At 69.6% G+C, this 24371-nt stretch carries 23 protein-coding genes; 14 read left to right on the plus strand and 9 right to left on the minus strand.

The window, feature by feature from the left end:
- The first annotated feature begins 31 nt into the window (after positions 1-31).
- The 3 genes from J4030_RS16090 to J4030_RS16100 all read left to right on the plus strand — a co-directional run bounded on the left by J4030_RS16090 (position 32) and on the right by J4030_RS16100 (position 2928).
- Positions 32-574: an NADPH-dependent F420 reductase gene (locus J4030_RS16090; RefSeq protein WP_208050257.1), complete on the plus strand. Its 543-nt coding sequence runs from the start codon at positions 32-34 to the stop codon at positions 572-574.
- A gap of 274 nt (positions 575-848) precedes the next feature.
- Positions 849-2306: an HNH endonuclease signature motif containing protein gene (locus tag J4030_RS16095; protein ID WP_208050258.1), complete on the plus strand. Its 1458-nt coding sequence runs from the start codon at positions 849-851 to the stop codon at positions 2304-2306.
- A 25-nt stretch (positions 2307-2331) separates the two neighbouring features.
- Positions 2332-2928: a cation transporter gene (locus tag J4030_RS16100; protein WP_307864744.1), complete on the plus strand. Its 597-nt coding sequence runs from the start codon at positions 2332-2334 to the stop codon at positions 2926-2928.
- Positions 2929-3038: 110 nt separating this feature from the next.
- Here the strand turns inward: J4030_RS16100 and J4030_RS16105 are convergent, their stop codons facing one another.
- Positions 3039-4364 (minus strand): serine hydrolase, encoded by a 1326-nt coding sequence (locus tag J4030_RS16105; RefSeq protein WP_208050260.1) that lies wholly within the window; start codon positions 4362-4364, stop codon positions 3039-3041.
- A 179-nt stretch (positions 4365-4543) separates the two neighbouring features.
- Here J4030_RS16105 and J4030_RS16110 point away from each other — a divergent pair, with 179 nt between their 5' ends.
- From J4030_RS16110 to J4030_RS16120, 4 genes are read left to right on the plus strand one after another with little or no spacing between them, the layout of a single operon-like run.
- The gene (locus tag J4030_RS16110; protein WP_208050261.1) at positions 4544-5599 is read left to right on the plus strand and encodes a sensor domain-containing protein; all 1056 of its coding nucleotides are present in this window, start codon (positions 4544-4546) and stop codon (positions 5597-5599) included.
- 32 nt (positions 5600-5631) lie between these two features.
- Positions 5632-5832 (plus strand): ATP-binding protein, encoded by a 201-nt coding sequence (locus J4030_RS18695; RefSeq protein WP_374222006.1) that lies wholly within the window; start codon positions 5632-5634, stop codon positions 5830-5832.
- Positions 5820-6506, plus strand: coding sequence for a response regulator transcription factor (locus J4030_RS16115; protein WP_208050262.1), 687 nt, complete (start codon positions 5820-5822; stop codon positions 6504-6506). Before J4030_RS18695 ends, J4030_RS16115 begins: the two co-directional genes overlap by 13 nt.
- Before the next feature lie 42 nt (positions 6507-6548).
- Positions 6549-7454, plus strand: a complete 906-nt coding sequence (locus J4030_RS16120) for an NAD(P)-dependent oxidoreductase (protein ID WP_208050263.1) — start codon at positions 6549-6551, stop codon at positions 7452-7454.
- A 102-nt stretch (positions 7455-7556) separates the two neighbouring features.
- Here J4030_RS16120 and J4030_RS16125 read toward each other — a convergent pair whose 3' ends face one another.
- A complete protein-coding gene (locus J4030_RS16125) occupies positions 7557-9308 on the minus strand; it encodes a hypothetical protein (protein WP_208050264.1) in 1752 nt (583 codons plus the stop codon).
- A 433-nt stretch (positions 9309-9741) separates the two neighbouring features.
- Between J4030_RS16125 and J4030_RS16130 the strand changes: the two genes are divergently transcribed.
- The 3 genes from J4030_RS16130 (at position 9742) to ygiD (ending at position 12973) form a co-directional block, all read left to right on the plus strand.
- Positions 9742-10473, plus strand: coding sequence for an SDR family oxidoreductase (locus J4030_RS16130; protein ID WP_208050265.1), 732 nt, complete (start codon positions 9742-9744; stop codon positions 10471-10473).
- 65 nt (positions 10474-10538) lie between these two features.
- Positions 10539-11999 carry a benzaldehyde dehydrogenase gene (locus tag J4030_RS16135; protein WP_208050266.1) on the plus strand — a complete coding sequence of 487 codons (1461 nt, stop codon included), beginning with the start codon at positions 10539-10541 and terminating at the stop codon, positions 11997-11999.
- A gap of 95 nt (positions 12000-12094) precedes the next feature.
- Complete coding sequence (gene ygiD / locus J4030_RS16140; RefSeq protein ID WP_208050267.1) at positions 12095-12973, plus strand: 4,5-DOPA dioxygenase extradiol; 879 nt, start codon at positions 12095-12097, stop codon at positions 12971-12973.
- A gap of 32 nt (positions 12974-13005) precedes the next feature.
- On the opposite strand, the gene J4030_RS16145 is transcribed toward ygiD, so the two are convergent.
- Positions 13006-13458: a TspO/MBR family protein gene (locus J4030_RS16145; RefSeq protein WP_208050268.1), complete on the minus strand. Its 453-nt coding sequence runs from the start codon at positions 13456-13458 to the stop codon at positions 13006-13008.
- Between the two features lie 68 nt (positions 13459-13526).
- On the opposite strand from J4030_RS16145, the gene J4030_RS16150 reads away from it, so the two are divergent.
- On the plus strand, positions 13527-14279 hold the full coding sequence (locus tag J4030_RS16150) for a YqjF family protein (RefSeq protein ID WP_243763483.1): 753 nt from the start codon (positions 13527-13529) through the stop codon (positions 14277-14279).
- A 5-nt stretch (positions 14280-14284) separates the two neighbouring features.
- Here the strand turns inward: J4030_RS16150 and J4030_RS16155 are convergent, their stop codons facing one another.
- Positions 14285-14746 carry a cupin domain-containing protein gene (locus J4030_RS16155; RefSeq protein WP_208050269.1) on the minus strand — a complete coding sequence of 154 codons (462 nt, stop codon included), beginning with the start codon at positions 14744-14746 and terminating at the stop codon, positions 14285-14287.
- 93 nt (positions 14747-14839) lie between these two features.
- On the opposite strand from J4030_RS16155, the gene J4030_RS16160 reads away from it, so the two are divergent.
- Positions 14840-15703: an endo alpha-1,4 polygalactosaminidase gene (locus tag J4030_RS16160; protein ID WP_208050270.1), complete on the plus strand. Its 864-nt coding sequence runs from the start codon at positions 14840-14842 to the stop codon at positions 15701-15703.
- 2 nt (positions 15704-15705) lie between these two features.
- Here the strand turns inward: J4030_RS16160 and J4030_RS16165 are convergent, their stop codons facing one another.
- The gene (locus tag J4030_RS16165; RefSeq protein ID WP_208050271.1) at positions 15706-19485 is read right to left on the minus strand and encodes a helix-turn-helix domain-containing protein; all 3780 of its coding nucleotides are present in this window, start codon (positions 19483-19485) and stop codon (positions 15706-15708) included.
- A gap of 161 nt (positions 19486-19646) precedes the next feature.
- Between J4030_RS16165 and J4030_RS16170 the strand changes: the two genes are divergently transcribed.
- A complete protein-coding gene (locus J4030_RS16170) occupies positions 19647-20939 on the plus strand; it encodes a hypothetical protein (RefSeq protein ID WP_208050272.1) in 1293 nt (430 codons plus the stop codon).
- Positions 20940-21046: 107 nt separating this feature from the next.
- On the opposite strand, the gene J4030_RS16175 is transcribed toward J4030_RS16170, so the two are convergent.
- The 4 genes from J4030_RS16175 to J4030_RS16190 form a co-directional block, all read right to left on the minus strand.
- A complete protein-coding gene (locus J4030_RS16175) occupies positions 21047-21988 on the minus strand; it encodes an NYN domain-containing protein (protein ID WP_208050273.1) in 942 nt (313 codons plus the stop codon).
- Between the two features lie 71 nt (positions 21989-22059).
- Entirely contained in the window at positions 22060-22854 is a 795-nt protein-coding gene (locus J4030_RS16180) for a polysaccharide deacetylase family protein (RefSeq protein ID WP_208050274.1), read from the minus strand.
- 40 nt (positions 22855-22894) lie between these two features.
- Complete coding sequence (locus J4030_RS16185) at positions 22895-23509, minus strand: endonuclease (protein ID WP_208050275.1); 615 nt, start codon at positions 23507-23509, stop codon at positions 22895-22897.
- A 4-nt stretch (positions 23510-23513) separates the two neighbouring features.
- On the minus strand, positions 23514-23786 hold the full coding sequence (locus J4030_RS16190; protein WP_208050276.1) for a Rho termination factor N-terminal domain-containing protein: 273 nt from the start codon (positions 23784-23786) through the stop codon (positions 23514-23516).
- 164 nt (positions 23787-23950) lie between these two features.
- Between J4030_RS16190 and J4030_RS16195 the strand changes: the two genes are divergently transcribed.
- On the plus strand, positions 23951-24316 hold the full coding sequence (locus tag J4030_RS16195; protein WP_243763484.1) for an antitoxin: 366 nt from the start codon (positions 23951-23953) through the stop codon (positions 24314-24316).
- The last annotated feature ends 55 nt before the right edge of the window (positions 24317-24371 follow it).

The raw sequence follows: 24371 nt of genomic DNA on the forward strand, positions 1-24371 counted from the left end.
GATGCACCACTACGAGAGAGGTACCTGAATCATGAAGATCGTCACGATCGGCAGAGGGATGATCGGCGGAGGGCTCGCCGCCCTCTGGCGCACGGCGGGTCACGAGGTCACCGAGCTGGGCAGGGATGGCGGCGATGCGTCCGGCGCCGACGTCGTCCTGGTCGCGGTCCCCGGCGACAAGATCTCGGAGGCCCTGTCCGCGGTGACCGGGCTCGAGGGCAAGACCGCCATCGACGCCACGAACGTGCTGCCCGCAAGGCACGGCGACTTCCCGTCGTACGCCCACGAGGTCCAGTCCTTCACCCGCGGGCCGGTGGCCAAGAGCTTCAACATGAACTTCGGGATGATGCTCGACAAGATCCGCGAGCAGCGGGTCCGGCCGAGCAACTGGTACGTCGCCGACGACGACGCCCGCGACGTCACCGAGCAGCTGATCCGAGACGCCGGTTACGACCCGGTACGCGTCGGCGACCTGTCCCGGGCGCGCGACCTGGAGAACGCGGTCTGGCTGCTGATGGGTGTGCAGCCCGTCGGTCGGGTCTTCTACCGGTTCGCCGAGGCCGGCCAGCTCTGAGCACGACACCTGAGGCTGACGGCGTTCGCGTTCGTTGACGGCGTTCGAACACCGTCAACGAACGCGAACGCCGTCAGCGTCGGAACCAAGTGTTCAGTGCGAAGTGTGGATAACCCATAAACCCCCCACCGCGTGGAGGGAGATGTGGATAACCGGGCTCGAATCATCAACATTCACAATAACTTTCGTGTCATGAGCTCTTGTCAAGCGTATCGAACACACGTATGATTCAGAGTGGAGGGAAGAGGTGGAAGTAGCGATCGCGGGAGGGGTCATGGCGCAGTCGACGACCGACACGCGGGTGCCTGCGGCGCCCGGGGCGGGCACCCGGCTGGTGTCGCTGCTGAGGGAGTTCAGCGGCGCGTTAGATGAGTGGCCCGCTGCGTTGTACCAGTTGGATGAGACCGAGCTGGGCGAGGTCGTCGGGTCGATGCTGCAGATCGGAACACGGGGAGAAAACGTCGCTGCGTTGGCGACCGCGGACGCGCTGGGTCGGGGGACCGTGGCGAACTCGACCGCGACCGGGGCTCCGGCGTGGGTCGCCCAGCACGCGGCGGGTGTCGACCCGGTCGTGGTGCGGCGGGTCGGGGCGGTGGGTGTGGAGTGTGCCGACCCGAGCAACCAGGTCGTGGCGGAGGCGTTGGCTGCCGGGTCCGCGACCGTCCCGGTCGCGGCGGCCGCGTTGCGGCAGGTACCGCTGATCCTGCCGCAACTACCCTCCGCGGACCGGGACGACCTGCTCGGTCGCTACCTGTCGCTGTCCGACCACGGGCCACGGACGTTGCGGGAGCTCAGCACCCGGATCCTGGGGGAGTACGCCCCCGAACGCCTCGTACGGGACGAAGAACGTCAGCAGGAGTGCGAATCGGTGTACTGGGCCGACCTACCTTCCGGGTTGACCCGGTTCGTCGCCGAACTTTCCGCCGGGCACGCGGCGGTGGTGAAGCACGCTCTGCGCGCCCTGTCCGCACCCACACCGCAGCCCTGCCCGACCGGCACCGACCCCAGCCCGATCAGCGGCGACGCTCATGCTCCGCTCGAAACCGTTCCCGAGCGAGACCTGCGCACGCCTGCGAAGCGCCGCGCGGACGCCCTGGTGCGGCTGGTCGACACCGCAGCCGGGGTCCTGGACGGCACTGCACCGCGGCCGGTCGGGGAATTCGGTGGGACCGCGAAGCTCCTGGTCACCATGGACTACGCGACCTTGTACGAAGGTCTCCGCGACGCTGGCCGACTCGACCAATTCGGTTCACAAGACACCGAATCCGCACCGACGTACCTGCCCGGGATCGGACACACCACCGACGGGGACTACCTCGACGCGGGCACTCTGCGCCGGCTGGCGTGCGACGCCGACCTGATCCCCGTCGTCCTCGGTGGGGAGTCCGAACCCCTCGACGTCGGCAGGGCCAAACGCCTCTTCACCGGCGGTTTGCGCACCGCGATCATCCACCGAGATCAGCACTGCACCTTCCCCGGCTGCGACAGGCCACCGGACTGGTGCGACGCCCACCATGTGAGGCCCTGGTGGGCCGGCGGAGAGACAACCCTGACCAACGCGGCGCTGCTGTGCGCACGCCACCACACCATCGTCCACCGCGACCTGCTCACCGCCACCGTCACCAACGCCGGGGTCACCTGGGACCTCATACCCGGGCTCATGCCCTCCCGGCCCGCTTGCCTTGCTAACGCAGGGCAAGGTGATGACCCACAGGTGCTGTCTGGAAGCTGACCACCGCGGCGGCGATACTTCGGTCGTGACTGCTGTTGATGCCTCCGGTCGGGGGGCGCTCCTTCGTCGAGGCTTCTGGCTGGAGTACGTGACGCTGGCGTGGAATGTCGTGGGGACTGTCGTACTCGCGGTTGTCGCGATCGCTGCCGGTTCGGTGGCTCTCGCGGGCTTCGGGCTGGACTCGGTGATTGAGATCGGCGCGTCGACCGTCGTGATCTGGGAACTGGCCGGCAGCGGTGAAACGCGTCAGCGTCTCGCGATGCGTCTCATCGGCGGTGCCTTCGGTGCTCTCGCGGTCTATCTCCTGGTGCAGTCCACGTGGGTGCTGGTCATCGGGTATCACCCGCATCACTCGCCACTGGGCATCATCTGGACGGGAGTGACCGCGGTTGTCATGTTCGTTCTCGCGGCGGGCAAGACCCGCACGGGCGCGGCTCTGGGCAACCCTGTGCTGAGGACCGAGGGCCGAGTCACATTCGTCGACGGGCTGCTTGCGACCGCTGTGCTTCTCGGGTTGCTGCTGAATCTCCTGGTGGGGTTCTGGTGGGCAGATCCGGTCGCCGGGTACGTCCTGGTCTACTACGCGCTCAAAGAAGTCCGCGAGATCTTCACTGGTGCCTAACTCAGGCCCCAATACAGTCAGCGCGCGAAGCCTCACGACCGGTTGCGCCCCACGTACCCGGGGCGACGCGAAGTAGTCGACCACGCCGCCCCCGACTGGAGGAGCGAAGGTCACCGCACGTCGCAGATCGCCTGCTGCACAGCTGCGTTCACGTGGACCAGCCCCTCGATCTTGGTCGGCAGCGCGGTCGTCGCGACCACCACGCTGCGCCCGTCCCGGGTAGTCAGGTTGCGCGTCTCGAAGCCGGTGATGTCGCCCCCGTGGCCCCACGCCTGCACCCCGCAGGACAGCGTGCGCTCGGCGAAACCCAGGCCGTAGGACCACCCCTTCTCCGGTTCGAACCCGGGCGCTGCGACGGTGCTCAGCAGCTCCCGCTGCTGGGCCGGCGCCAGCAGGCGGCCGTCGAGGAGGGCCCGGTTGAACGTCGACAGATCACTCGGTGTGGAGACCAGCTGCCCCGCGGCCCACCCGAGGGAGGGGTCCAGCACGGTCACGTTGACCGGGTCGGCTCCGGGCTTGGCGCTGAAGTAGGCCTGCGCGTGCCGTCCGCGGATCGTCTGCACCCCCGTGTTCGGCCAGTAGGTGTGGCGCAGCCCGAGGCGGTCGATGACCCGCTGGGTGATCACCTCTCCGATCGGGCGGCCGGTCACCCGCTGCACGATCAGACCAGCCAGCAGGTAGTTCGTGTTGCTGTAGGCCCAGCTGGCCCCCGGCTTGAACTCCGCGGGGGCGGTGAGGGCCGCGTCCAACTGCTGTCGCGGTTCGAAGTAGGTGTGCTGCACCGCGAGCAGGCCCTTGGAGGCCACGAGGGTGTCGTAGTCGGGCAGACCCGAGGTCTGCTGCAGCAGATTGCGCACCGTGATGCGGCGGCCGTCGATGCCCTTCCCGCGTACGAGGCCTGGGAGGTAGGTCTCGATGGGCTTGTCCAGGCCGATCCGCCCCTCGCCGACCAGCTGCAGGACGGCCGTCGCCGTGAAGGTCTTGGTGTTGGACGCGATGCGCACTTCACCGTCTGCGGGCACGGGCGTCCGAGTAGCGAGGTTCCCCACGCCTGCGGTGTAGCTGCGCACCTTCCCGTCGGACTGCCGCACGAACGCCTCGACGCCCGGGATCCCGTCCTGGGTGACCAACACGTTCAGTGAGCGCTGGAACGCGGCGTCCCTCGGAGCCGTGTTCCTGACGCCTCCTACTCCGTGATGGTCCGCCGTCAACCGGTCCAGGCTCGCGCTGGTCCGGTCCAGCTGATGGTTTACGGCATCAGCCCGCTCGTACGACGCTCGCGCTGCCGGCGTGCTGGACACCGCCCAGCCTCCGACCAGCGCGATCGCGGTGATCCCCGCGACACCTGCCCTCCGGCTGCGCATCCAGCGCGGCGTACGTCGCGGGTGCTCCTCGGTGGGGTCGGTCTGGGTCGATGGTGTGTGATCGCCGGTCATGGTCGCTCCTTCATCGAATGTGCGGATGACCACTACGTTTCCGAGGATCGTGGTGCCAGGCGATCCCGCCTGCGGGCCGGTCGATGGTGCAGCAGGCTGTACTGCCTCGGAGGCAGCCGGGCTGGAACGATGAAGCTTCGCGGCGCGCGGCCGCGAATGACCGCGAGGGGATTGAGTCGGTGGACGCGACGACAGGTCTCGCCGGCACGCCCGGCACCGATACCCCGGGCGCCGGTCCGAAGACGCGGCCCCACTTCGTCCGGCCGGCGGTGGTCTCCTTCAAGCAGCTCTTCGGAGGTCTGTGCACGGGGACACTCGCCATGCTGCTGCTCGCAGCCCTCGTCGCGAGCTGGATCCTTTGCGTGGTGGGGATCGGCTTTCTGGTGCTGCCGGTCTGCCTGCGCGCCGTGCGGCCACTCGCGGATCGCGAGCGGCTGCGGCTGACCCGCTGGGGTGACCCGATCGTGTCGCCGGCCGCGCCGGTACCGGCTCCACGTGATCACCTGGTGGACCCCACAGCCCGGCGCGAGCTGGCCTGGTCGGCATTGCACGGCACGGTCGATGTGGCACTCGGGATCATCGGGCTGGCTCTGCCTATCGCCGCGCTCGGAGCACTGACCTTCCCGCTCTGGCTGGATCTGGCTGTGGGACAGCCGATCCCGGCATGGGCCGACGGTGTGAGCTGGGTGTTGGACGACCGATCGCACGCTCTGGTGGTGACCGCACTGGGATGCGTACTGGTCGTAGCGATCCTGCTCGTCGCACCCGCCCTCGCCTGGCTGCAGGCTGTCGCCGGAAGGCTCCTGCTTGCGCCGCCGGACCAGGGAGACATGTCGATCCGGATCGCCGAGCTCACCGCGACCCGCGCCGCGGCGCTGGATGCGCACGCCGTCGAGCTACGTCGCATCGAGCGTGCGCTGCACGACGGCACACAGAACCGGCTGGTCGCCGTGAACGTGTTACTCGGCGGGGTCCGGCAGGCGGTCCTGCGCGTTCCGGCGACCGCCCTGGAGACGATCGAGCGGGCACAGACCGCGACCGAGGCGGCGTTAGCGGAGCTGAGGTCGGTCGCTCGCACGATCCTGCCGCCAGTGCTCACCGATCGAGGCCTGCGGGGGCGCTCGACGGACTGGCCGCTGCCAGCCCGATCCCGTGTCGTCTGCAGATCGATCTGCGGACGCGGTGTGCCGCGGCGACCGAGGCGACGGCCTACTTCGCGGTCGCCGAGGCGCTGACGAACGCCGCGCGGCACAGCGGCGCGACGCAGATCGTGGTAGCGGTGCGAAGTGGTATCGAACATCTCAGTGTCACCGTCGAAGACGATGGCAGGGGTGGCGCGGAGGGCGGGAGCGGATCCGGGCTCACCGGCATCCGGCGCCGCGCCCAGGCGCTGGACGGCACCATGCGCATCTCGAGTCCCCCCGGCGGACCGACTCGACTTGAGGTGGATCTGCCGTGCGGATCGTGATCGCCGAGGACGACTCGCTCCTGCGGGAGGGTCTGGCGGCCTTACTTCGCGCCGAATCGCTGGACGTCGTGGCGACGGCCCAGGACGTCCCGTCGTTGCTCGAAGCTGTGGCGGCGCACCACCCGGACGTGGCCCTGGTCGACGTACGGATGCCGCCCACCCACACCGACGAGGGCATCGTCGCCGCCGTCGAGGCTCGACGGCGGCAGCCCGGGCTCGGTGTCCTGGTGCTGTCGGCCTACGTGGAGCAGGCCTTGGCCACCGATCTGATGATCGCGGGTGCGGCCGGCCTCGGCTACCTGCTCAAGGAACGTGTGGGCCGGGTGGAGAGCTTCCTCGACGCTTTGCACCGGGTCGCGGACGGGGGCACAGCCATCGATCCCGAGGTGGTGGCTCAGCTGCTCACGACGACGCGACCGGACGCCGGTCTGGACCGGCTGACCCCGCGCGAGACGGAGGTGTTGGCGCTCATGGCCGAAGGCCTGGGAAACAGCGCCATCGCGGATCGCCTCGTCGTGACCGAGGGCGCCGTGCACAAGCACATCCGCAGCATCTTCGCGAAACTGGACCTGGCGCCCACCGAGCAGACCGATCGCCGAGTCGCGGCCGTGCTGCGGCACCTCGACCACGCGCGCCGGTCCGGCGGATGGGGGGAGCGGGACACCGCTCGATGACCGCGGGGGAATCACGCTGAGGCGCTCGGGGTATGAAGAGGCATGCGTATCTTCTTCACCGGTGGCAGCGGCAAGGCCGGCAAGCACGTCGCGCCGTACCTCGCCGAGCAGGGCCACCAGGTCACCAACGCCGATCTCGCCCCCCTGGATCATCCGGGAGTGACGGACCTCCGGGTCGACCTCACGGACGCGGGGGAGACCTACTCGGCTCTCGCGGGAATGCCGGCCATGGAGGACCTGGACCTGCCCGCGAAACCGAGCTACGACGCCGTCGTGCACTTCGCGGCGATCCCACGGATCCTGCTGCGGCCGGACGCTGCGACCTACGCGACGAACGTGCTGAGCACTTACAACGTGCTGGAGGCGGCGACCCGGCTCGGCGTGCGCAAGATCATCTTCGCGTCGTCCGAGACGACGTACGGGATCTGCTTCGCACAGGGCGAGCGGCGCCCGCTCTACGTGCCCGTCGACGAGGAGCACCCGACGGTGCCCGAGGATTCCTACGCCATGTCGAAGGTCGCCAGCGAAGTGACGGCCCGCTCGTTCCACGCCCGCACCGGGGCGGACATCTACGGACTGCGGATCAACAACGTCATCGAGCCCTACGAGTACGCCGAGCTGTTCCCGCCGTTCCTCACCGACCCCTCGCTGCGGCGCCGGAACGTCTTCGCCTACATCGACACCCGCGATCTGGGGCAGATGGTGCAACGCTGTCTGGAGACCGATGGGTTGGGCTACGAGGTCTTTAACGTCGCCAATGCCGATATGTCGGTCGCCGCGACGACCCAGGAGGTCCGGGACCGCTTCTACGACGGGGTGCCGGTGCGGCGGGAGATGGGCCGCGACGAGACGTTCTATGCCATCGACAAGGCACGGGAGCTGTTGGGCTTCGACCCGCAGCACTCCTGGCGCGACGTGCTGACGGACCCGGGCGCGGCACGCGACTGACGAGAGGACCCGCCGCGGACCCGTGGTTCATCAGCCTGTTCGCCGCGATCACCCCGGCTTCCCGCCGGGCACTGCGGCGCCCGGTGGGAAGAGCCGTCGAGGTCAGGGCAGGCGCAATTGGAAGATGGCGTTCCCCCAGTTGGCGTTCCCGTCACCGGTATTTGGGATGTACTGGGTGGCCAGCCAGACCCGGTTGGTCCCCGGGATGATCTCGCCGTTGGAGTAGTCGCCCCATCGGCCGACCCCGCCGAACTTCGCGGTGCCGGTGAGCCCGTTGTCGGGTCCGGTGCCCGCAGCAGCGATCTGGATGGGGCCGAAGTCGCGGCCGGCGCGCGCCGTCGCGTAGGCCGCGGACGGGTAGGTGCCCGGTCCACCCAGCCCGAAGACCAGTGCCATGGCGCCGTTCGACGTCATGTTCACGTGGGGATAGAGCAGGTACTCACCGCTCGTGGACACGTACCCCTGGCGGGTCACGCGGGTGCTGCTCCCGAGGGTCGCGCCGTTCACTGTCGGCTTGATGACGAACCAGGCGACACCCGATCGTGCCGTCGTGTCGCCGGCGACGGTGATACCGGTGTTGAGCGCTCCGACGAGTCGACCGTTGATGTACTGGGTCTCCTGCATGGCATCGAAGTCGGTCGCCAGGACGCCGGTGGTGGGAAGGCCCGCGCCGCAGGCGCTCCCGTTGCAGAACCCGGGAGGTGTCTGCGCGTTCGGCGGCAAGCCGTACGCCTCCGATTCGATGATCCGCACGGTCAGGGACGGCGTCCCGTGTCCTGTGGTGACCGAGGATTCGTTGGTGACCGCCCAGACGGCCAACCGGTTGTCGAAGGTGCTGTTGGGGTCGAGCGAGCTGAGCAGGAATTCGGCCGGTGCGTTCGCGACCGTGTTGGCGGGCTGGACGTGGTACCCGAGAGTCCCGCCGGCTGCCAGGTTCTGGAAGGTGGCGGTGTTGACCGTGGCGCGGCCGGCGACCAGCTGCGACTTGGACAGCACGTACAGCTGCGCTCCGTTGAATCCCTGCTCGTTGGAGGTGAACTCATTGGTGGACAGGTAGACGTTCGACCGGCTGACGCCCAGGATCGGGTAATCCGCAAGACAGGGGCATCCCGCGTGGTTGAGGTTGCTCGTGGGGATCCGGTAGATGTGCCAGGCACCGGCCGGATTGGCGGTGCGGCTGACGGCGAGGTCGACGTGCGACTCGGTGACGGCGGAGCCGTCGCTGGTGAGTCCGTACTCCACCATCGTGGCGAACCAGGTGCGGCTCGTCGGGTCGTAGTAGACCCGGGGGTCACTCGTGTTGGCCTTGGCGGACTCGGCGAAGAACGTGTTTAGGAAGAACGGTGCGGTCACAGCGCTTCCGTCGGTGCGGTAGATCGCACCGGCCAGATTCACGAAGTTGACCACGTAGCCGTTGCCGGCGCCCAGGCCCTCGTCCGGCGGCTCGACGTCGTACCCCGCGACCGCCTTGCTCTGGATCGCGTCGACACCGTCGAACTCGACGGACGGCGGGAGAGCGCCCTGAAGGAGTTGACGGGCATGCCCCGTGGCGTGCGGCGCGGAGAGGCGCCGCGTGGCCGATGCCGATGTGGTCCGACGGTGCGGACGCAGCAGTGGCGCGATGCGCACCTTGGCGCCCTGACTCGCCGCCGCGGAACGAGCTTGGTGTGGAGTCGTCGTCGCGACCAGCCGCACCTGACCGCGTACGGCGGTGTGCGCCGCGATGGACGGTCGAGCCGCCGGTGCGGCAGTGGCGCCACCCCAGACACCACCGGAGGCGACCAACAACAGGACGCACGAGACGAGAACGGTCAGCCGCCAGGCATGGCGTGGCGACGTCGTGAGATCGATCATGGGCTCTTCCCCTGGGCAGGACGAATGTGTGACGTGAGCCCGGGGTCACCGCCCCTGGCGGAAGTGCCGGTTGGCGATACAGCGCCTGGAGGTCGTCCGTTCCAGCCGGCACGAACAGACGAATCACCCTCTTCTACTCCCGCTCCTCACGGCCCGTCAATGGCGGTCTCCGGAATCCTTGGCGCGCGTCGTGGGCCGTCCGATCGGCGAGGATCGCGCTGCAGCGGACGTGTCCGCTCCACGCGACCTGGTTGGTCCGCGGATTGCTCCTCGCCCCTTCGGTCGGATCTGCGGTCGATCGCCGGTTACCCGATCGGGAGGAGGCGCGAGATGCTGGGGTGCGAGCCCCAGCGCTCCCGTCGCGACATCCTGGTCGACCCCGGTGTCCGCGTGAATGAGCACCACCACCGACGAACGTCATGAGGAGCAAGAGATGCCCACATCACAGGACACCCAGCAGGTCGCGGTCATCACCGGAGCGTCCTCGGGCATCGGGGCCTCGACGGCCCGAGCGCTGGCCGCTGCCGGGTACAGGGTGGCGCTGATCGCGCGCCGGGCCGACCGGATACAGGCGCTGGTCGAGGAACTGGACAACGGCAGCATCGCCATCACCGCGGACGTCACCGACCGGGAGGCCCTGGTCGCCGCCGCCGAGCGGGTCAGGTCGGAGCTGGGACGCGTCGACGTCCTGCTCAACAACGCCGGCGTCATGCTCCTCGGGCCGTTCGACGCCGAGCGCAAGGACGACTACAAGCAGATGCTCGACGTCAACCTGCTCGGGGCGATCACCACCACCGAGGTGTTCCTGCCGCTGCTGCGCGACGGCGGCGGCGACCTGGTCAACCTGTCGTCGGTCGCCGGGCGCACGGCCCGACCGGGCAACAGCGTGTACGCCGCGACCAAGTGGGGGATGAACGGCTGGTCCGAGGCCCTGCGCCAGGAGCTGCAGCCCGACGTCCGGGTCATCGTCGTCGAGCCCGGCGCCGTCGCCACCGAACTGACCGACCACATCACGCACGCGGAGACCAAGCGCGGTGCGGAGAAGATGTACGAGCAGATGGCCATCACGCCCGAGGACATCGCCGAGATCATCGCCTTCGCCGTCACGCGGCCGAAGTCGGTCAGCTTGAACGAGATCCTCGTGCGTCCGACCGTGCAGCCCTAGTATCCGAAGGTGCCGTCGGGGTGAACCCGACCGGCGATCTGATCCCGCCCTACGGAAGGTGCTCCATGCCGTTCTTCGATTCCAGTGAATGGGCCGGGAAGATCCACAGCGGCGGGTGGCGCTCAGGCGCCGGTGGCACCGCCGAGGTGCACGAGCCCGCGACCGGAGAGGTGATCGGCAGCGTCGGGGTGGCCACCGCGCAGGACGTCGACGACGCCGTCCAGGCGGCCACGAAGGCGCAGAAGGAGTGGGCGGCACTGCCCTACGACCAGCGCGCCGCGGCGTTGCGACGAGCGGCAACCCTCATCGAGGAACACGCCGGCGAGCTCTCGAACTGGCTTGTGCGAGAAGCGGGTTCCGGCAAGGGAAAGGCGGGCTTCGAAGCGTCGCTCGTCGCTGCGGAGTACTGGACAGGGGCGGCGACGGTCGAGGCGCCGTACGGGCAGTTGCTGCGCACCCGGGCACCGCGCCTGTCGATGGCCCGAAGAGTGCCCGCCGGAGTGGTCGGCGTGATCTCGCCGTTCAACTTCCCGCAGATCCTGTCCAGCCGATCGGTGGCCCCCGCGCTGGCCACCGGCAATGCGGTCATCCTCAAACCCGACCCGCGCACTGCCGTGTCCGGCGGTCTCTTCCTGGCTGCGATCCTCGCCGAGGCAGGACTGCCCGAGGGGCTCGTGCACGTGCTGCCGGGAGCAGCGGACGTCGGCAGTGCCCTCGTGGAACACCCGGGCGTGCGCATCATCTCGTTCACCGGATCGACCGCAGCGGGGCGCAAGGTCGGCGAGGCGGCGGGCCGGCTGCTGAAGCGCGCCCACCTGGAGCTCGGCGGCAACAACGCGCTCATCGTGATGGACGACGTCGATGTGCCCGCCGCCGTCGCGGCCGGAGCGTGGGGATCCTTCCTGCACCAGGGCCAGATCTGCATGACCACCGGTCGTCACATCGTGCACGAGGCGATCTACGACGAGTACGTCGAGCGGCTCGCCCAGAGCGCCGCGGGGATCCAGGTCGCCGACCCGGCCGCCACGGACGCCCCGCTCGGCCCGATCATCGATGCGCGCCAGCGCGACCACGTGCACGACCTGGTCACTCGGTCGACGGACTCCGGTGCGCGACTGGTGGAGGGTGGCACGTACGAGGATCTCTTCTACCGCCCGACGGTGATCGCCGACTGCGACGTGACCCACCCGGCGTTCAACGAAGAGGTGTTCGGCCCCGTCGCACCGGTGGCCAAGTTCTCCAGCGTCGACGAGGCCGTCGAGTTGGCGAGTCGCACCGAGTACGGGCTGTCGCTCGGCATCCTCACCCAGGACGTGATGCGCGGTCTCGCCGTCGCCGACCGGGTGCCGACGGGCATCGTGCACATCAACGACCAGACGGTCGACGACGAGGCGGTGGCGCCGTTCGGCGGCACGGCGGCTTCGGGGACGGGCGCCCGGTTCGGCGGCGTCGAGGCCAATATCGAGGCGTTCACCGAGACGCAGTGGGTGACCATGCAGAGCCGCATCCCGGCGTACCCGTTCTGACCGGGTCCACCAGCTCGTCATCTCGCCCGGTTGCCGCCTGATCGGGCGAGAAGGCGGTAGCGTCTGCCCACCACACGTGCGGCGACGGGAACACGATGACGGCGACCAGCGACACCCGGCCGATGATGCCCGCCGCGTTCATCGGCCACGGCAACCCGATGAACGCGCTCGAGCTCAACCGGTACACGCAGGCGTGGCGCGCGTTCGGTGCCGCCGTGCCCCGGCCGAGGGCGATCCTGGTCGTCTCCGCGCACTGGTACATCAACGCCACCGCCGTCACCGCGATGCTGCGCCCGCGCACCATCCACGACTTCTACGGCTTCCCGCAGGAGCTCTTCGACGTGGAGTACCCAGCGCCAGGGCTGCCGGAGCTCTCCGACCAGGTCGCGGAGGTCGCGAAGCCGATGTGGGTCGGCTGCGACGTCGACAGCTGGGGCATCGACCATGGCACCTGGTCGGTGCTGGTGCATGCGTTCCCCGACGCCAGCATCCCGGTCGTGCAGCTGTCGATCAACGCCGACAAGGGGATCGACTATCACCTGGAGCTCGGCCAGAAGCTCGCGGCGCTCCGGCGCGAGGGCGTCCTCGTGGTCGGGAGCGGCAACATCGTGCACAACCTGGGCGCGGTCGACTTCTCCCGTCCGGACAGCGCGTACGACTGGGCCACCCGATTTGACGTACACGCCCGCGAGATCCTGCTGGACCGGCCGATCGACGTGACTGGCCTCGACGCCGACCGGGACTACCGACTGGCCGTCCCGACGCCGGACCACTTCCTGCCGCTGCTGTACTTCGCCGGCCTGGCGGCCGACAGCGGCGAGCGGGTCAGCTCGCTGGTCAAGGGACACGCCGCCGGATCCATCAGCATGGCCAGCTACACGATCGGGGTCGACTGTCCGCCCGACGGCGCCGGCGACGATCAGCCGGCCGCTGCGCTCCCCACCAGCATCCCCACGAACGAGACCAACCTGTAGGCCCCGGCCGGTCGTGATGGCGATCCGACGGGTCAGTCGCCCGGGTCGCCGACCGCCGCATTGAGGGCGGTCGCGAAGGAGATCCACCCGGCGTACGGCAGCAGGATCGCGGCGGACCCGGGATCGGACCGGCGCAGCGACCACAGCTCCGCGACGACCAGCGCGTCGAGGGTGGCGATCACGGCCAGGGACGCGCGCTTGTCGCGGATACCGAAGAAGACCCCCGGCCAGGCGGCGTTCATCCCCAGCTGCGCGAGGTGCAACCGCCGGGAGGTGGTGGAGACCCGCGGGTACATCCGCCAGCCGGCCAATCCGATCGTCGCGTAGAGCGCCGACCAGGCCGGGCCGAACGCGCTCGCCGGTGGCGCCCAGGCAGGTTTGCGCAGCCGCGCGTACGTCGTGGGCGCGTCCCGCGACCCCAGCCCGCCGACGGCGGCGGCGGCGATCGGCGGTGCGACGGCGAAGAGGGTGCGCCTCAGATCCATCCCTGCAGTATCGCCGTGCTCCGCGGGTCGCGCGCGTGCCGTACTGGGGGCTGGAGCACAGTGGCGGTATGTCCGTGCAGTCGGTGAGCGCCACCGCCCCGGTCCTGACCGGCGCGCAGATGATGAGTCAGGACTGGCTCGACCTGACGTTCCTGCACTGGCGGGTCGCGCCCGAGGCGGTCGCCCCGCTCCTGCCGCCGGGGACCCGGCCGGATGTGCACGACGGGACCAGCTGGGTGGGGCTCATCCCGTTCCGGATGGTCGACGCCGGCATCGGGGCAGGACGCGCGGTGCCGTGGCTCGGGACGTTCGCCGAGACCAATGTGAGGCTGTACTCGGTCGACGAGCAGGGGCGTCGCGGGATCGTCTTCCGCACCCTGGAGGCGTCCCGGCTCGCCGTCGTCCTGGGCGCCCGGGCGATCTTCGCGTTGCCCTACACCTGGGCGCGGATGCGGGTGGTGGAGACCGGTGGCGTCCTCACCTACACGTCACGTCGACGCTGGCCGGCGCCCCGCGATGCCGTGACGACGATCGTCGTACGCCCGGGCGAGGTCGTTCCCGAGGGCGATCCGGTTGCCGAATTCCTCACAGCTCGTTGGGGATTGCACACCCGCGCGTACGGCCGCACACTTTACGTCCCGAACGAGCACCAGGTCTGGCCACTGCGCAGCGCGGAACTGTTGCACCTCGACGAGACGCTCGTGGGTCTGTGCGGTCTGCCCGGTGTGACCACCCGTCGGCCGGACTCCGTGCTGTTCTCGCGGGGCGTGCGCACCCGCTTCGCGGTGCCGTACGACGCCCGCCGACCACTGGTGGGCTGAGGCGCTCAGCGCGGCGGGCCGAGGACGACGTTGCCGTAGCGCTCGGCGGCATCGGGGTCGGGACGGACCTCGAAACCTTCAGGGCGCGGCTGCGACTTGTCCCTTCCCGTCGCGCGGAACATCCCCTCGATGCCTGCCGGCGTGTTGATCATCAGCAGGTCGGCTCGCTCGGAGGTGATGCGGTACCCTTGCGGGACGTTGCGCGGCAGGAAGACCACTCCTCCTTCCTGCAGCTCGTACTGGTGGTCGTCGTACCAGACGAGCGCGGTGCCCTTGATCAGCATGAAGATCTCGTCCTCGTGCAGATGCTTGTGGTACGGCGGGGCCTCACCGCGGGCCACCGCGAACCGGCCCATCATGAACTGCCCGTCGGTGGCTGCACCGTCCAGCAGGATCGCGAGCGTCCCGTTGTCCAACCACTCCAACTGTTGCTGGTCGGCGGGTTGCGCGAGATACAGCTGACTCATCGCGGATCCTCTCGGCGGCGGAAGCTCAACCCTAGAGCGGAAGCCCCCACCGACGCAGCCCTTCCAGCGGCATCGGTCGACCATGATGGTCGGGTGACTGGTGGGCGGATCGGGATGCTGATGAGCGTCGTCTCGCTGATCCTGAGCGGATGCGGCATGGCCCCGACCGCCGCTGACCATTCGCACGCGAGCACGAAGGCGACCGCCGCGGGCAGCGCTGCCGTTCGGACGGCGACGTCGGCGAAGGCCTTCCCGGCGACCGGTGTCTTCGACTATCAAATCGGGGGTACCTACCCGCCCGCCGCCGGAGTGCGGATCGTGGACCGGGACCGCACCTCCGCGCCGGCGAGGGGTCGGTACAACATCTGCTACGTCAACGCCTACCAGGCTCAGCCAGGTGACCTCTCGTGGTGGAAGCGCGACCATCCGAGCCTGCTGCTGCGCGATGCGCACGGCGCCCTGATCATCGACCGGGACTGGAACGAGGCGCTGCTCGACATCTCCACCCCTGCCAAGCGCGATGCGGTCGCGACGGTCGTCGGCGGGTGGTTCGCCGGATGCGCGCGCAGCGGGTACGACGCGATCGAGCCGGACAACCTCGATTCCTACACGCGCTCCCAGGGCCGGCTCACCGCGGCCGACGCAGTCGCGTTCGCGGCACTTCTGGCCAGGGCTGCCCACCGGCACACGCTGCTCATCGGGCAGAAGAACGCCTCGGAGCTGGCGGCACAGCTGCACCGATCGGGCTACGACTTCGCGGTGGCCGAGGAATGTCAGGAGTACGACGAGTGCGGCGCCTACACGAGCGCCTACGGGACCAAGGTGATCGAGATCGAATACACCGCAACCCGATTCACCCAGGCTTGCCAGGTTCGCCGCGGCCGGGTGTCACTGCTCCTGCGGGACCGGGACGTCGTCCCGAAAGGGCAGCCCGGCTACCTCAGCCGCACCTGCTGAGCTCAGGACGGGCAGGGATTCCGATAGGGGCTGGTGGGCAGATCCATGCTCCACTCGGTCGCGGTGACTCCGATGCCCCGTTGGGAGCAGATGCGATCGGTAGCGTCCGTGGGCGATGCCGGCCAGACCCTGCCGCCCTCCTTGCCGCCGGCGAAGAGTTCGCGGCCGTCGGCTGACCAGACGACCGCGAAGATGCGCTGGCCGGGGTTGAGGATCGCGAAACGTTCGTACCGCGCGCCCACCCGATGCCAGATCCAGACGGTGCTGTCGGAGGATCCGGCGGCGAGTGCGCCCGTCGTACTGAAGGCCAACCCCAGGGTCGCGTTGGTGGGTCCGGTCAGGGTCTGCTCCAGCCGCGGCGCGGAGGGCCGATCGACCGCGTACACCCGCACCACCCCGGTGCCGCTGCCGACCGCGAGGCGGCGCCCGTCCGTCGTGAATGCCGTGGAGTACATGTATCCGGTGCCGGGGATCGTGGTCAGCAGGTGCCCGTCGAAGCTCCAGATCAGGGTCGTTCCGTCGGCCGTCGTGCCGACGACCAGGTCGCCCCGAGGCGACACCGCGACACCCAGGACGTAGTTGCGCGCGCCCCGGTACGCAGGACCCGCGCTCCACCGGCCGTCGACGTCATCCACCCGGTGGACCAGGTGGTCATCGTCCGCCACGAACACGTGGTGCCCGTCCGTGGAGATCACGATGGACTCGATCGTCGCCGAGGCGACCGGGCCGTCGAAGATCTTCCGTGCGTGTCGCGGGTCAGACACGTCCCATCCGATGACATGCCCGGTGTAGGTGCCGATCCACGCTGTCGTGACATCCGCACTCAACGCACCGTTGCCGCTGGGCTCCCCGTCGGCGGTCGGCGGGATCAACGTGGCGAGCGCACGCCCGACCCGACCAGGTGCCGCCATCGACCACAGGACACCCCCTGTCGTGGCGGGGGTGTAGAGCACCCGGCCGTTCGCGCTGGTCGACAGGTTGGCCACCACCGAGGATGGCGTGAGACTGAATTCCGGCCCTGCGAGCGTCCATTCGCCCATGCCTCCGGCGATCGTCGCGAAGACGACGTGGTCGTCGTCGAGGGGCGCGACGGTGGTGACGGGGGAGGAGATGTCGGCCGTCTGCCTCCCGCCACCGGGGAGGTAGCGCGTGACCGATCCGTCGCTGCTGGCGCCGAAGACGTCGCCGTGCAGGGCGAGCACCTGGTTCACGGGCCCCTGCAGCATGCCGACCGAGGACGCCGAACCCGGTGATCCGTCGGCCTTGATCGCGACGCGGTCGACCGAACCGTCGTCAGAGCCGACGATGAGCTCGGCCGAGCTCTGCGCCGACAGACTGTAGATCTTCTGTTGGCCCACTTGCACCCGCCCGAGGAGGCGTGACGTCGAGCCCACGTCCCAGACGCTCACGCTGCCTGATTCGGAACCCACGGCGATCCAGGGTCGGCCGGGGATGGACGCGAGGCTGTCGATGGTGCCCGGTGCGGGCACCGAGGGCAGCGGGGTCGCCGAGGCGGTGTCCAGGCTCCAGCGACGCACGCCGGCCGACTGACTGCTCGCCATCAGCTGTCTCCCGTCGGGACTGAAGAGGAGCGCGTACGTCGTCCCGGGCGCGCTGAGCGGTGTGCCCAGCAGGCGTGTCGACCGGGGATCGCTCACGTCGTAGAGCAGGACGCGGCCTGCGCCCCCACCCACGGCGAGCCGGGTCCCCGACGGGTCGAACGCGAGGACGAACGTCGTCGGCCCTCCGGTGGTCGCGGGCATGGTGATGGTCCGGAGCAGCGTGGCGGCCGCGCCTCGCTGCTGGTAGACCCATAGCTGGTCCCCGTCGCCGGCGATCGCGATCAGGCCTCGGCGCGGGGAGGTCGCCAGCACCCGATAGCCGGGGTGCACGGCGAGGCGCGTGAGGATCGGGTCCGTCGCGGCGTCCATCACCGCTGAGCGACTGTCGGTGTCGTTCGCGACCCGGCTCGCGGCGGCCGCGACCTGGTCGCCGAACGGTTGGTCGCGTGCGCGCAGCAGCCGGGACTGCAGTGCCAGACCCGCCGAGACGGCGCTGTCCCGCTGGGTGGTCGCGTCGCTGCGGGACCTGATCGCCAACCCACCCGCGGCAGCGGCGATCAGGGCCAGGACGCTCACCGTCGCCAGCATCAGTCGGGTCCGCCGCAGGACGCGGTCGCGTTGTGCACGGTCCTGCTCCGCGCGCGCGGAGGACGCGTCGACGAACGCGGAGACGATGCTGCCGCTCTCCTTGGCATGCCTCCTGCTCCAGTCGGTCGCGGCGGCGAGCGCACTCCCGCGTAGGAGCAGGTCGGGATCTTGTCCGGACCGATCCCAGGACCGGGCCGCAGTGCTGACGTCGCGCGCGACGACCAGGTCGGCCCGATCGGCCGCGATCCAGTCCTGTAGCTGGGGCCAGGCATCGATGACGGACTCATGGCTGAACCGGACCGTCCGACCGTTGCTGACCAGCAATCGGCGGTCTAGCAGATGGGCGAGGACACGACGGGTGCCGGGGTCGTCACCCTCGAGGTCCTCGATCGGCGCCGCACGGGACGTGGCGTGACCGGCGTCGTCGACCACGATGAGGGACAGCAACAGACGGCGACACGTGCCGACGTCCTGTGGTGCCAGCTCGGTGAGCGCCGCGTCCGCGGTATGCCGGATCGCGCCGATCACCCCGCCGCTCGCCCGGTAGTCGGCCAGCGTCAGAACGCGGCGATCGCTGTGCCGCCACATGGTGGCGAGGGTGTGCGAGATGGGCGGCAGCATGCCGGCGGCGCCGGTGCTCCCGCTGCCGCTCACCGCCTCGTCCACGATCAGTTCCGCCAGCGCCATGTCGACCTGCAGTCCCACCTGCTCCGCCGGACCGATGATGATCGAGATCATCTCCGCGCGACTCATCGGACCCACGAGGACCAGTTCTCCCCGGAGTGCGTCGAGCAGCTGCGGGTGAGTCGTCGCGGCCCCGGTGAAATCGGCCCGCAGCCCGATGACGAGTACCGCCCCGCGAGCACGCGACCAGTCGAACGCCCTCGACAGGAACTGCGTACGCATCGCCTGGTCGGAGCTGAGCGTCCACAGTTCCTCGCACTGGTCGATGACGAGCAGTCGCCGTCCCTCCGCACCCGCGGCCGCGAGTGCGGTGCTGAGCTGGGTGAGCGGGTCCGGCCCGGGCGTGATGGTCTGGACGTTCCACCCCGCCAGGTCCTGCACCCCGGCGCAGAGACCCGCCTGGAGCAGGGAGGTCTTGCCGGCGCCGGACGGACCCACGACGGCGGCCGCGCCGGGGCGGGAGTCGTCGGACCCGGACAGGGCGTCCACCCTCGCGAGAAGGTCGGTGGTCAGGTCGGTGCGCCCGTAGAACAGATCTGCGCTGCCCGCATCGAAGGCGGTGAGGCCGTGATACGGGCTGCGGGTGGCCGTTCTACGCGCAGGACGGCGACCCGCACGCGCACGGATCAGGCCCTCGTGCCACGGGCTCTGCGCATCGGCTTCCACCCCCAGGGTGAGGAGCAGGGCAGCAAGGACCTCGGGTCGGTTCCGGGGTGGCAGGTGCCGACCGGTGAAGTAGTCGCCGGCCGTGCTCGGACTCAGCCCGGACAGAGTCGCCGCCTCGCGTACGGACAGTCCCGACCGCAGCCGGGCCGACGTGAGTGCGGATCCGAAATCGGCGGGGGAGTGGATGTCGGTCGCTGCCGGAGCATCTGCCGGCTCTGACCTCGGTCGCTCGCTCGCTCCCACGCGTCCGCCATCGGTATCCCGGTCGATCTTGTCCCCCATGCCCTCGGAAACTAGCGGTTCGGCGCAGGTCCGTCCGGGTTTTGTCCGGGATGACTTCGGACGGGACGCGACGGCGCCGAGATGGCCGAATCTGGAACTCCTGAACAAGTCCCCGGGAGTGAGCAATGGCCTGGTCCACCCTCAGTGGTCGTCCGTATCGGATGACGTCGGACTCGACGGACCCGCGTGGTCTCGTCGTCGACGTCGATGCACGAATCGCGTGGCTCCTGCGGGTCAATCGGGCGGGGTCACCGCTCGGTGGTGCCGCCAACGATTTCGTCCGTCGGCTCGCCGACGACGGCTGCCCCATGACCACGAGTGGTCTGTCACGTCGCGAGACGGGCACGTTGACCATCTCGGCGGAGCTGCTCGCGGCCGTCGAGAGACAGCTGCGAATACCGGACGGTCACCTTCTCGGCACCACCCGGTACCTGCGCGCCATGCTGCGCCCGGTGCGCCCCGCTCCCCGGGAATCTGCGCCGGACCCGGAGGTGGACTGGCAGCGCGATCTCGACCGACTCGCCGAAGCGGTGCATCAGGCGACAGCGACGGCCGCCGACTGGATTCTCTTGAGCGACCTGCTGGTCGGTCGTCGCACGGTGGTGCCCGTGCCCGTCCTACAGACCTGGGTCCGTGCTCTGGTGAGGGAGCGGATGCGGTCGACCGGCGGGGCGTACGCCGCACGGACGGCCGCGCTCGCGCGCCTGCTCTGCACTCCGAGCATCGCCCGCGCCGTGGCCGAGACCGTCCGGGCCACGGCGCTCGAGCCGGGTGCGCCGCGGGTGGCGGACACCGTGGCCGCACTGGGGTGCGCACAGGACGCACGGACCCACCTGCGGTTGATCTCGGATCTGCGCCACGGGCACGGCCACCTGCAGGCGGGCGCGGCTCGCGGGTTGGTGCAGGCACTCTCGACCTCGTCCCTCAGCCCCATGGTCGCGGACGCTCTGCAGGCGGCGGTGGAGGAGGTGGCGGCGGCACCGGGCAGCGGCGACCTGGCGCTGAGCGTGGCCTGTCGGGTCAGTGCCGACCTGCACCAGGCCGTGCGCAGGGTCGTGAGGTCCCGCGTCGCACCGGTCACGGACGCCGAGAAGCAGCAGCGGATGCGTCCTTATCTGGAGGCGGGGCGACAGGTCGCTCACGCGGCGGACCCGATGTTGGAGCGGCTGCTCTGGGAGGCCCTCGACGAGTACCGGGACGAGCGACGCCGACACGCAGCCCTGTTGATCGGTGCGACGCCGTACGCCGATGTGATGGCGCAGGTTGCCGCGGACAATCTGCGGCACGAGACCGACGTGGTGTTCCTCTCCTACTTGGAGACCGGGGACGCCGAGCAGGATCTCGTGATCGGCGAGACCGCTGTGGGCGGTGAGACCGCTGAGGCCTCAGAGTCAGAGCGCTGGTGGCAGATCAACGGGCCGGCGGTGCGGGATCCGGTGCGACCCACGCGGTGAGGCGCACGGTGAGCACAAGACACACGAGCGGCGCAGAACGTCACCCTCGACGGACACCTGCACCCTGCGCACCGGGTGGCTGTGCGCCCGGCCGGGCGGGGGTGGGATCAGTCGCGGTTGCGGGCGCGGATCTGGCGCGCGGGGGAGCTGTCGTCGAGCTCGGCCACGTCGTCGCGCGACATCACGAAACCGGAGAACGTCTTGTAGCCCAGGGCCTTCTCGCTGAACGACGGATTCATCCGCTTCATCTGGCTCTTCACCGCCGAGCTGTGCAGCCACTCGTCGTCGTTCTTCTCGTGGCCGAGGCGCAGGGCGCGCTCCAGCAGGCGCGTCGCGGCGACCTGCGGGTCGTCCTCGTCCTTCTTGGTCTGCTTGCGGGTGGCGCGCTTGCGCTTCGTCGGGGTCGGCTCCGTCTCCGCTTCGGGGCTCTCGTCGGCCACCACGCCGGTCGCCGCGGGCGCTTCGGGCTCCGGTTCCGGCGTGGGCTCCACACCGGGCAACGCGTCGTACGTGACGAGTTCGTCGCAGGCCGCCGCGAGCGACCGGCTGGTCGACCCGGCGACCCCCACGCCGACGACGTACCGGCCGAGGCGCTTGCATCGCTGCGCGAGGGCGATGTAGTCCGAATCGCCGGCAACGAGAACGACATGCGTCAGGTCGGGCAACCGGAACATGTCCTCGACGGCGTCGACCGCAAGCCGGATGTCGGCGCCGTTCTTGCCGTACGCCGCTGCCGGGAAGAGCTGGACGAGGTCGACGGCGCGTCCGACCAACTGGCCGCGGTAGTCGGCGTTCACATCGGCGGACCAGTCGGCGTAGGCCCGGGTCAGCACCAGGGTGCCGAACGACGACGCGAAGTCGATGATGGCGCCGACGTCGACCGTTGCCTGGGCCAGCTTGTCAGCGATCTCGGGGTCGTTCTGCCGATCGGCGGTGCGCACCTTGTCCTTGGAGAAGCGCTGACGACCGTGCACCTGGTCGTACCGGGAGATGACGATGTTGTCGAAGTCGAGATAAACAGCGACACGGGTGTCACCTTGTTCCGGCATGGGGCTCCTTCGGGCGTTCGGTCAGCGACTCCCGCCAGTGTGCCCCATCCGGCACCGTCGCTCCCAGGCGCTCACACCTGGTAGACGTCGCCCAGATGCACCGGTTGCAGGTGCCGTGACGTGATGATCTCGACCAGTTTGTCGTAGACCTTGAGCACCGGGTCGTGGTTGGCGTGGCCGATCACCAGGTGGCCGGCCTTGAGCGACTCCTCGGCATGCACCACGATCCGCTTGGGGTTGAGCACGGTGGAGTCGGCGAGGCTGCCGTACCACATGGTCACCGCGGGGTAGCCGAGGTCGGCGAGCTGTCCGTCGACCCGCGCGTTCCGATAACCGAACGGCGGCCGCAGGAACGGGCGGCCCAGCACGCCGTACGTGTTCTTCAGGAAGCGTTCGTTGCGGCGCACCTGATCGGTCAGTTCGGCGCTGCTCAGGCTCAGCAGACTCGGGTGCGACCACGTGTGGTTGGCCATGAAGATCTGGCCCTCCTCGAGCAGCGGTCGCAGCGCCGGCGCGGACTCCGTCCAGCTGGGGTTGACCCCGTTGCAGAAGAAGGTCAGACGTAGGCCGGTGTCCTTCGCGAGCTTGGCGTAACCGGCCACCACGCGCGGGTCGGTGCCGTCGTCGACGGTGAGGGCGACGTTGTCGCCGGTGCCGGGCAGCATGTAGAGGGTGCCGCGCGGCACGGGCACCTTCACGATCCCGCGCGGCGCGTGGAAGACGCGTGCGGTCGCGGCGCCGGTGCTCGTGGGCGACGACGACGGGCGCGGTGGGGTGGCCTTCGCGGCTGGTCGTGCGCTGCTGCACCCGGCGAGTGCGGCGGCGACTCCTGCGGCCAGGGCGGTGAGGAGGGTTCGGCGCTCCATGAGCCCTTTATCCCAGAGCCGTCTGGGAAAGGCCCGGATGTCAGGTCAGTTCTCGCCGTACGAGCGCGGCGGCGAACCGTGCGAGATCGTCCTCGTCGACCAGTGCGGCCAGGCGCTCCACGTCCGTCGGCAGGTCGGCGTCGCGGGCGCCGTCCCGGGCGCGCTGGTCGAAGAACGGCCGCACCGACGGCCAGACCTGCTGCACCTCGCGGCAGAAGATGGCGGCACCGGTCGGGCCGATGCGGGGGAACTGCGCGATGCGTTCCTGGATGCCGTCCGCGTCGCCGGCGGCGTCGTCGCGCAACCTGCGCAGGTCGCCGGCCCAGGTGTCACGCAGGTGCTCGGCCGACTCCTGCAGCGCGGTGGCGGTGCTCTCGTCGTAGCGGCGGTAATGGCCGCGGCCGAGGGCGTCGACGCGCTGTTGCCACGTCGACTCCAGCAGACGTGCCGGGGTGCGCCACCCGGCCGCGAAGAGCTCACGCGCCGCTGACACCGCCACCCCCGCCGAGATCGGCACCGAGAAGAGCGTGGTGAGGGTGAGCAACTGGTAGAGCGCAGCGGGCTTGTCCCGCAACGTGATCCCGGCTTCGTCGGCGAACGTGCGGCCACGCGCGTCCAGGAGATCGCGGACCCGCTGCTGCTGTGTCGGACTCATCCGGTCAGTGGTCGCGTAGGGCTTCGATCAGCTCGCCCTTGGACATCCTCGAGCGTCCATCGACGCCGATCTCGCGGGCGCGGGCCAGCAGGTCGGCCTTGGTCCACTCGTCGTACGGCGGGTGCGAGCCGCCCTTGCGGCCGACCTTCGAGCGGGAGGAGTTGGCGGCGGCGTTCGCGATGCGCGCAGACTTCTCCTTGCTGTTGCCCTCGTCGCGCAGCTTCTCGTACAGCTCGTCGTCCTTGACGGACGGTCCGGGATCCTTACGTGGTGCCATGTCAGGTGCTCCTGTCGATGTGGTGCGCTCCTTGCGACGCTAGCGCGACGACGCGACTGCGCGCGGCCCCTGCGAAGCGGTGGGGCAGACCCCCCGTGGGGAGGTTTCGGGACACCGGGTCGTTGGTGCAGGATGAAGGACTACCTCGAACGAAGGAGCACACGATGAGCTTCATGGACAAGGCGAAGGAAGCCCTCGACAAGGCGACCAAGGCCGCCGAGGAGAACATCGGCAAGGCCAAGAAGGCCGCCGCCGACCACCCCGACAAGGTCCGCGGCGGTATCGACAAGGTCGGTGGGGCCGTGAACAACGCCACCAAGGGCAAGTACGCCGACAAGATCAAGACTGCCAGCGACAAGGCCGAGCAGACGATCCAGAAGCAGGCGGGTGGCACGACGGCCGAGACCAAGTCGGCGTTCGACTCCGCACCGCAGAAGGATCCTGAGGCGCCGTTCAACCCGGCGGCGAGCCCGCTCGACGACCCGCCGTCGACCGGCAACCCGCAGACTCCGGGATCCGGCGGCATCTGAGCCGATCGCCCGCCGCCAACAGGCCCTCCCACCGACATGGTGGGAGGGCCTGTTC

The organism is Allobranchiibius sp. CTAmp26, assembly GCF_017565405.1.
In the GTDB taxonomy this organism is placed as follows: Bacteria; Actinomycetota; Actinomycetes; order Actinomycetales; family Dermatophilaceae; genus Allobranchiibius.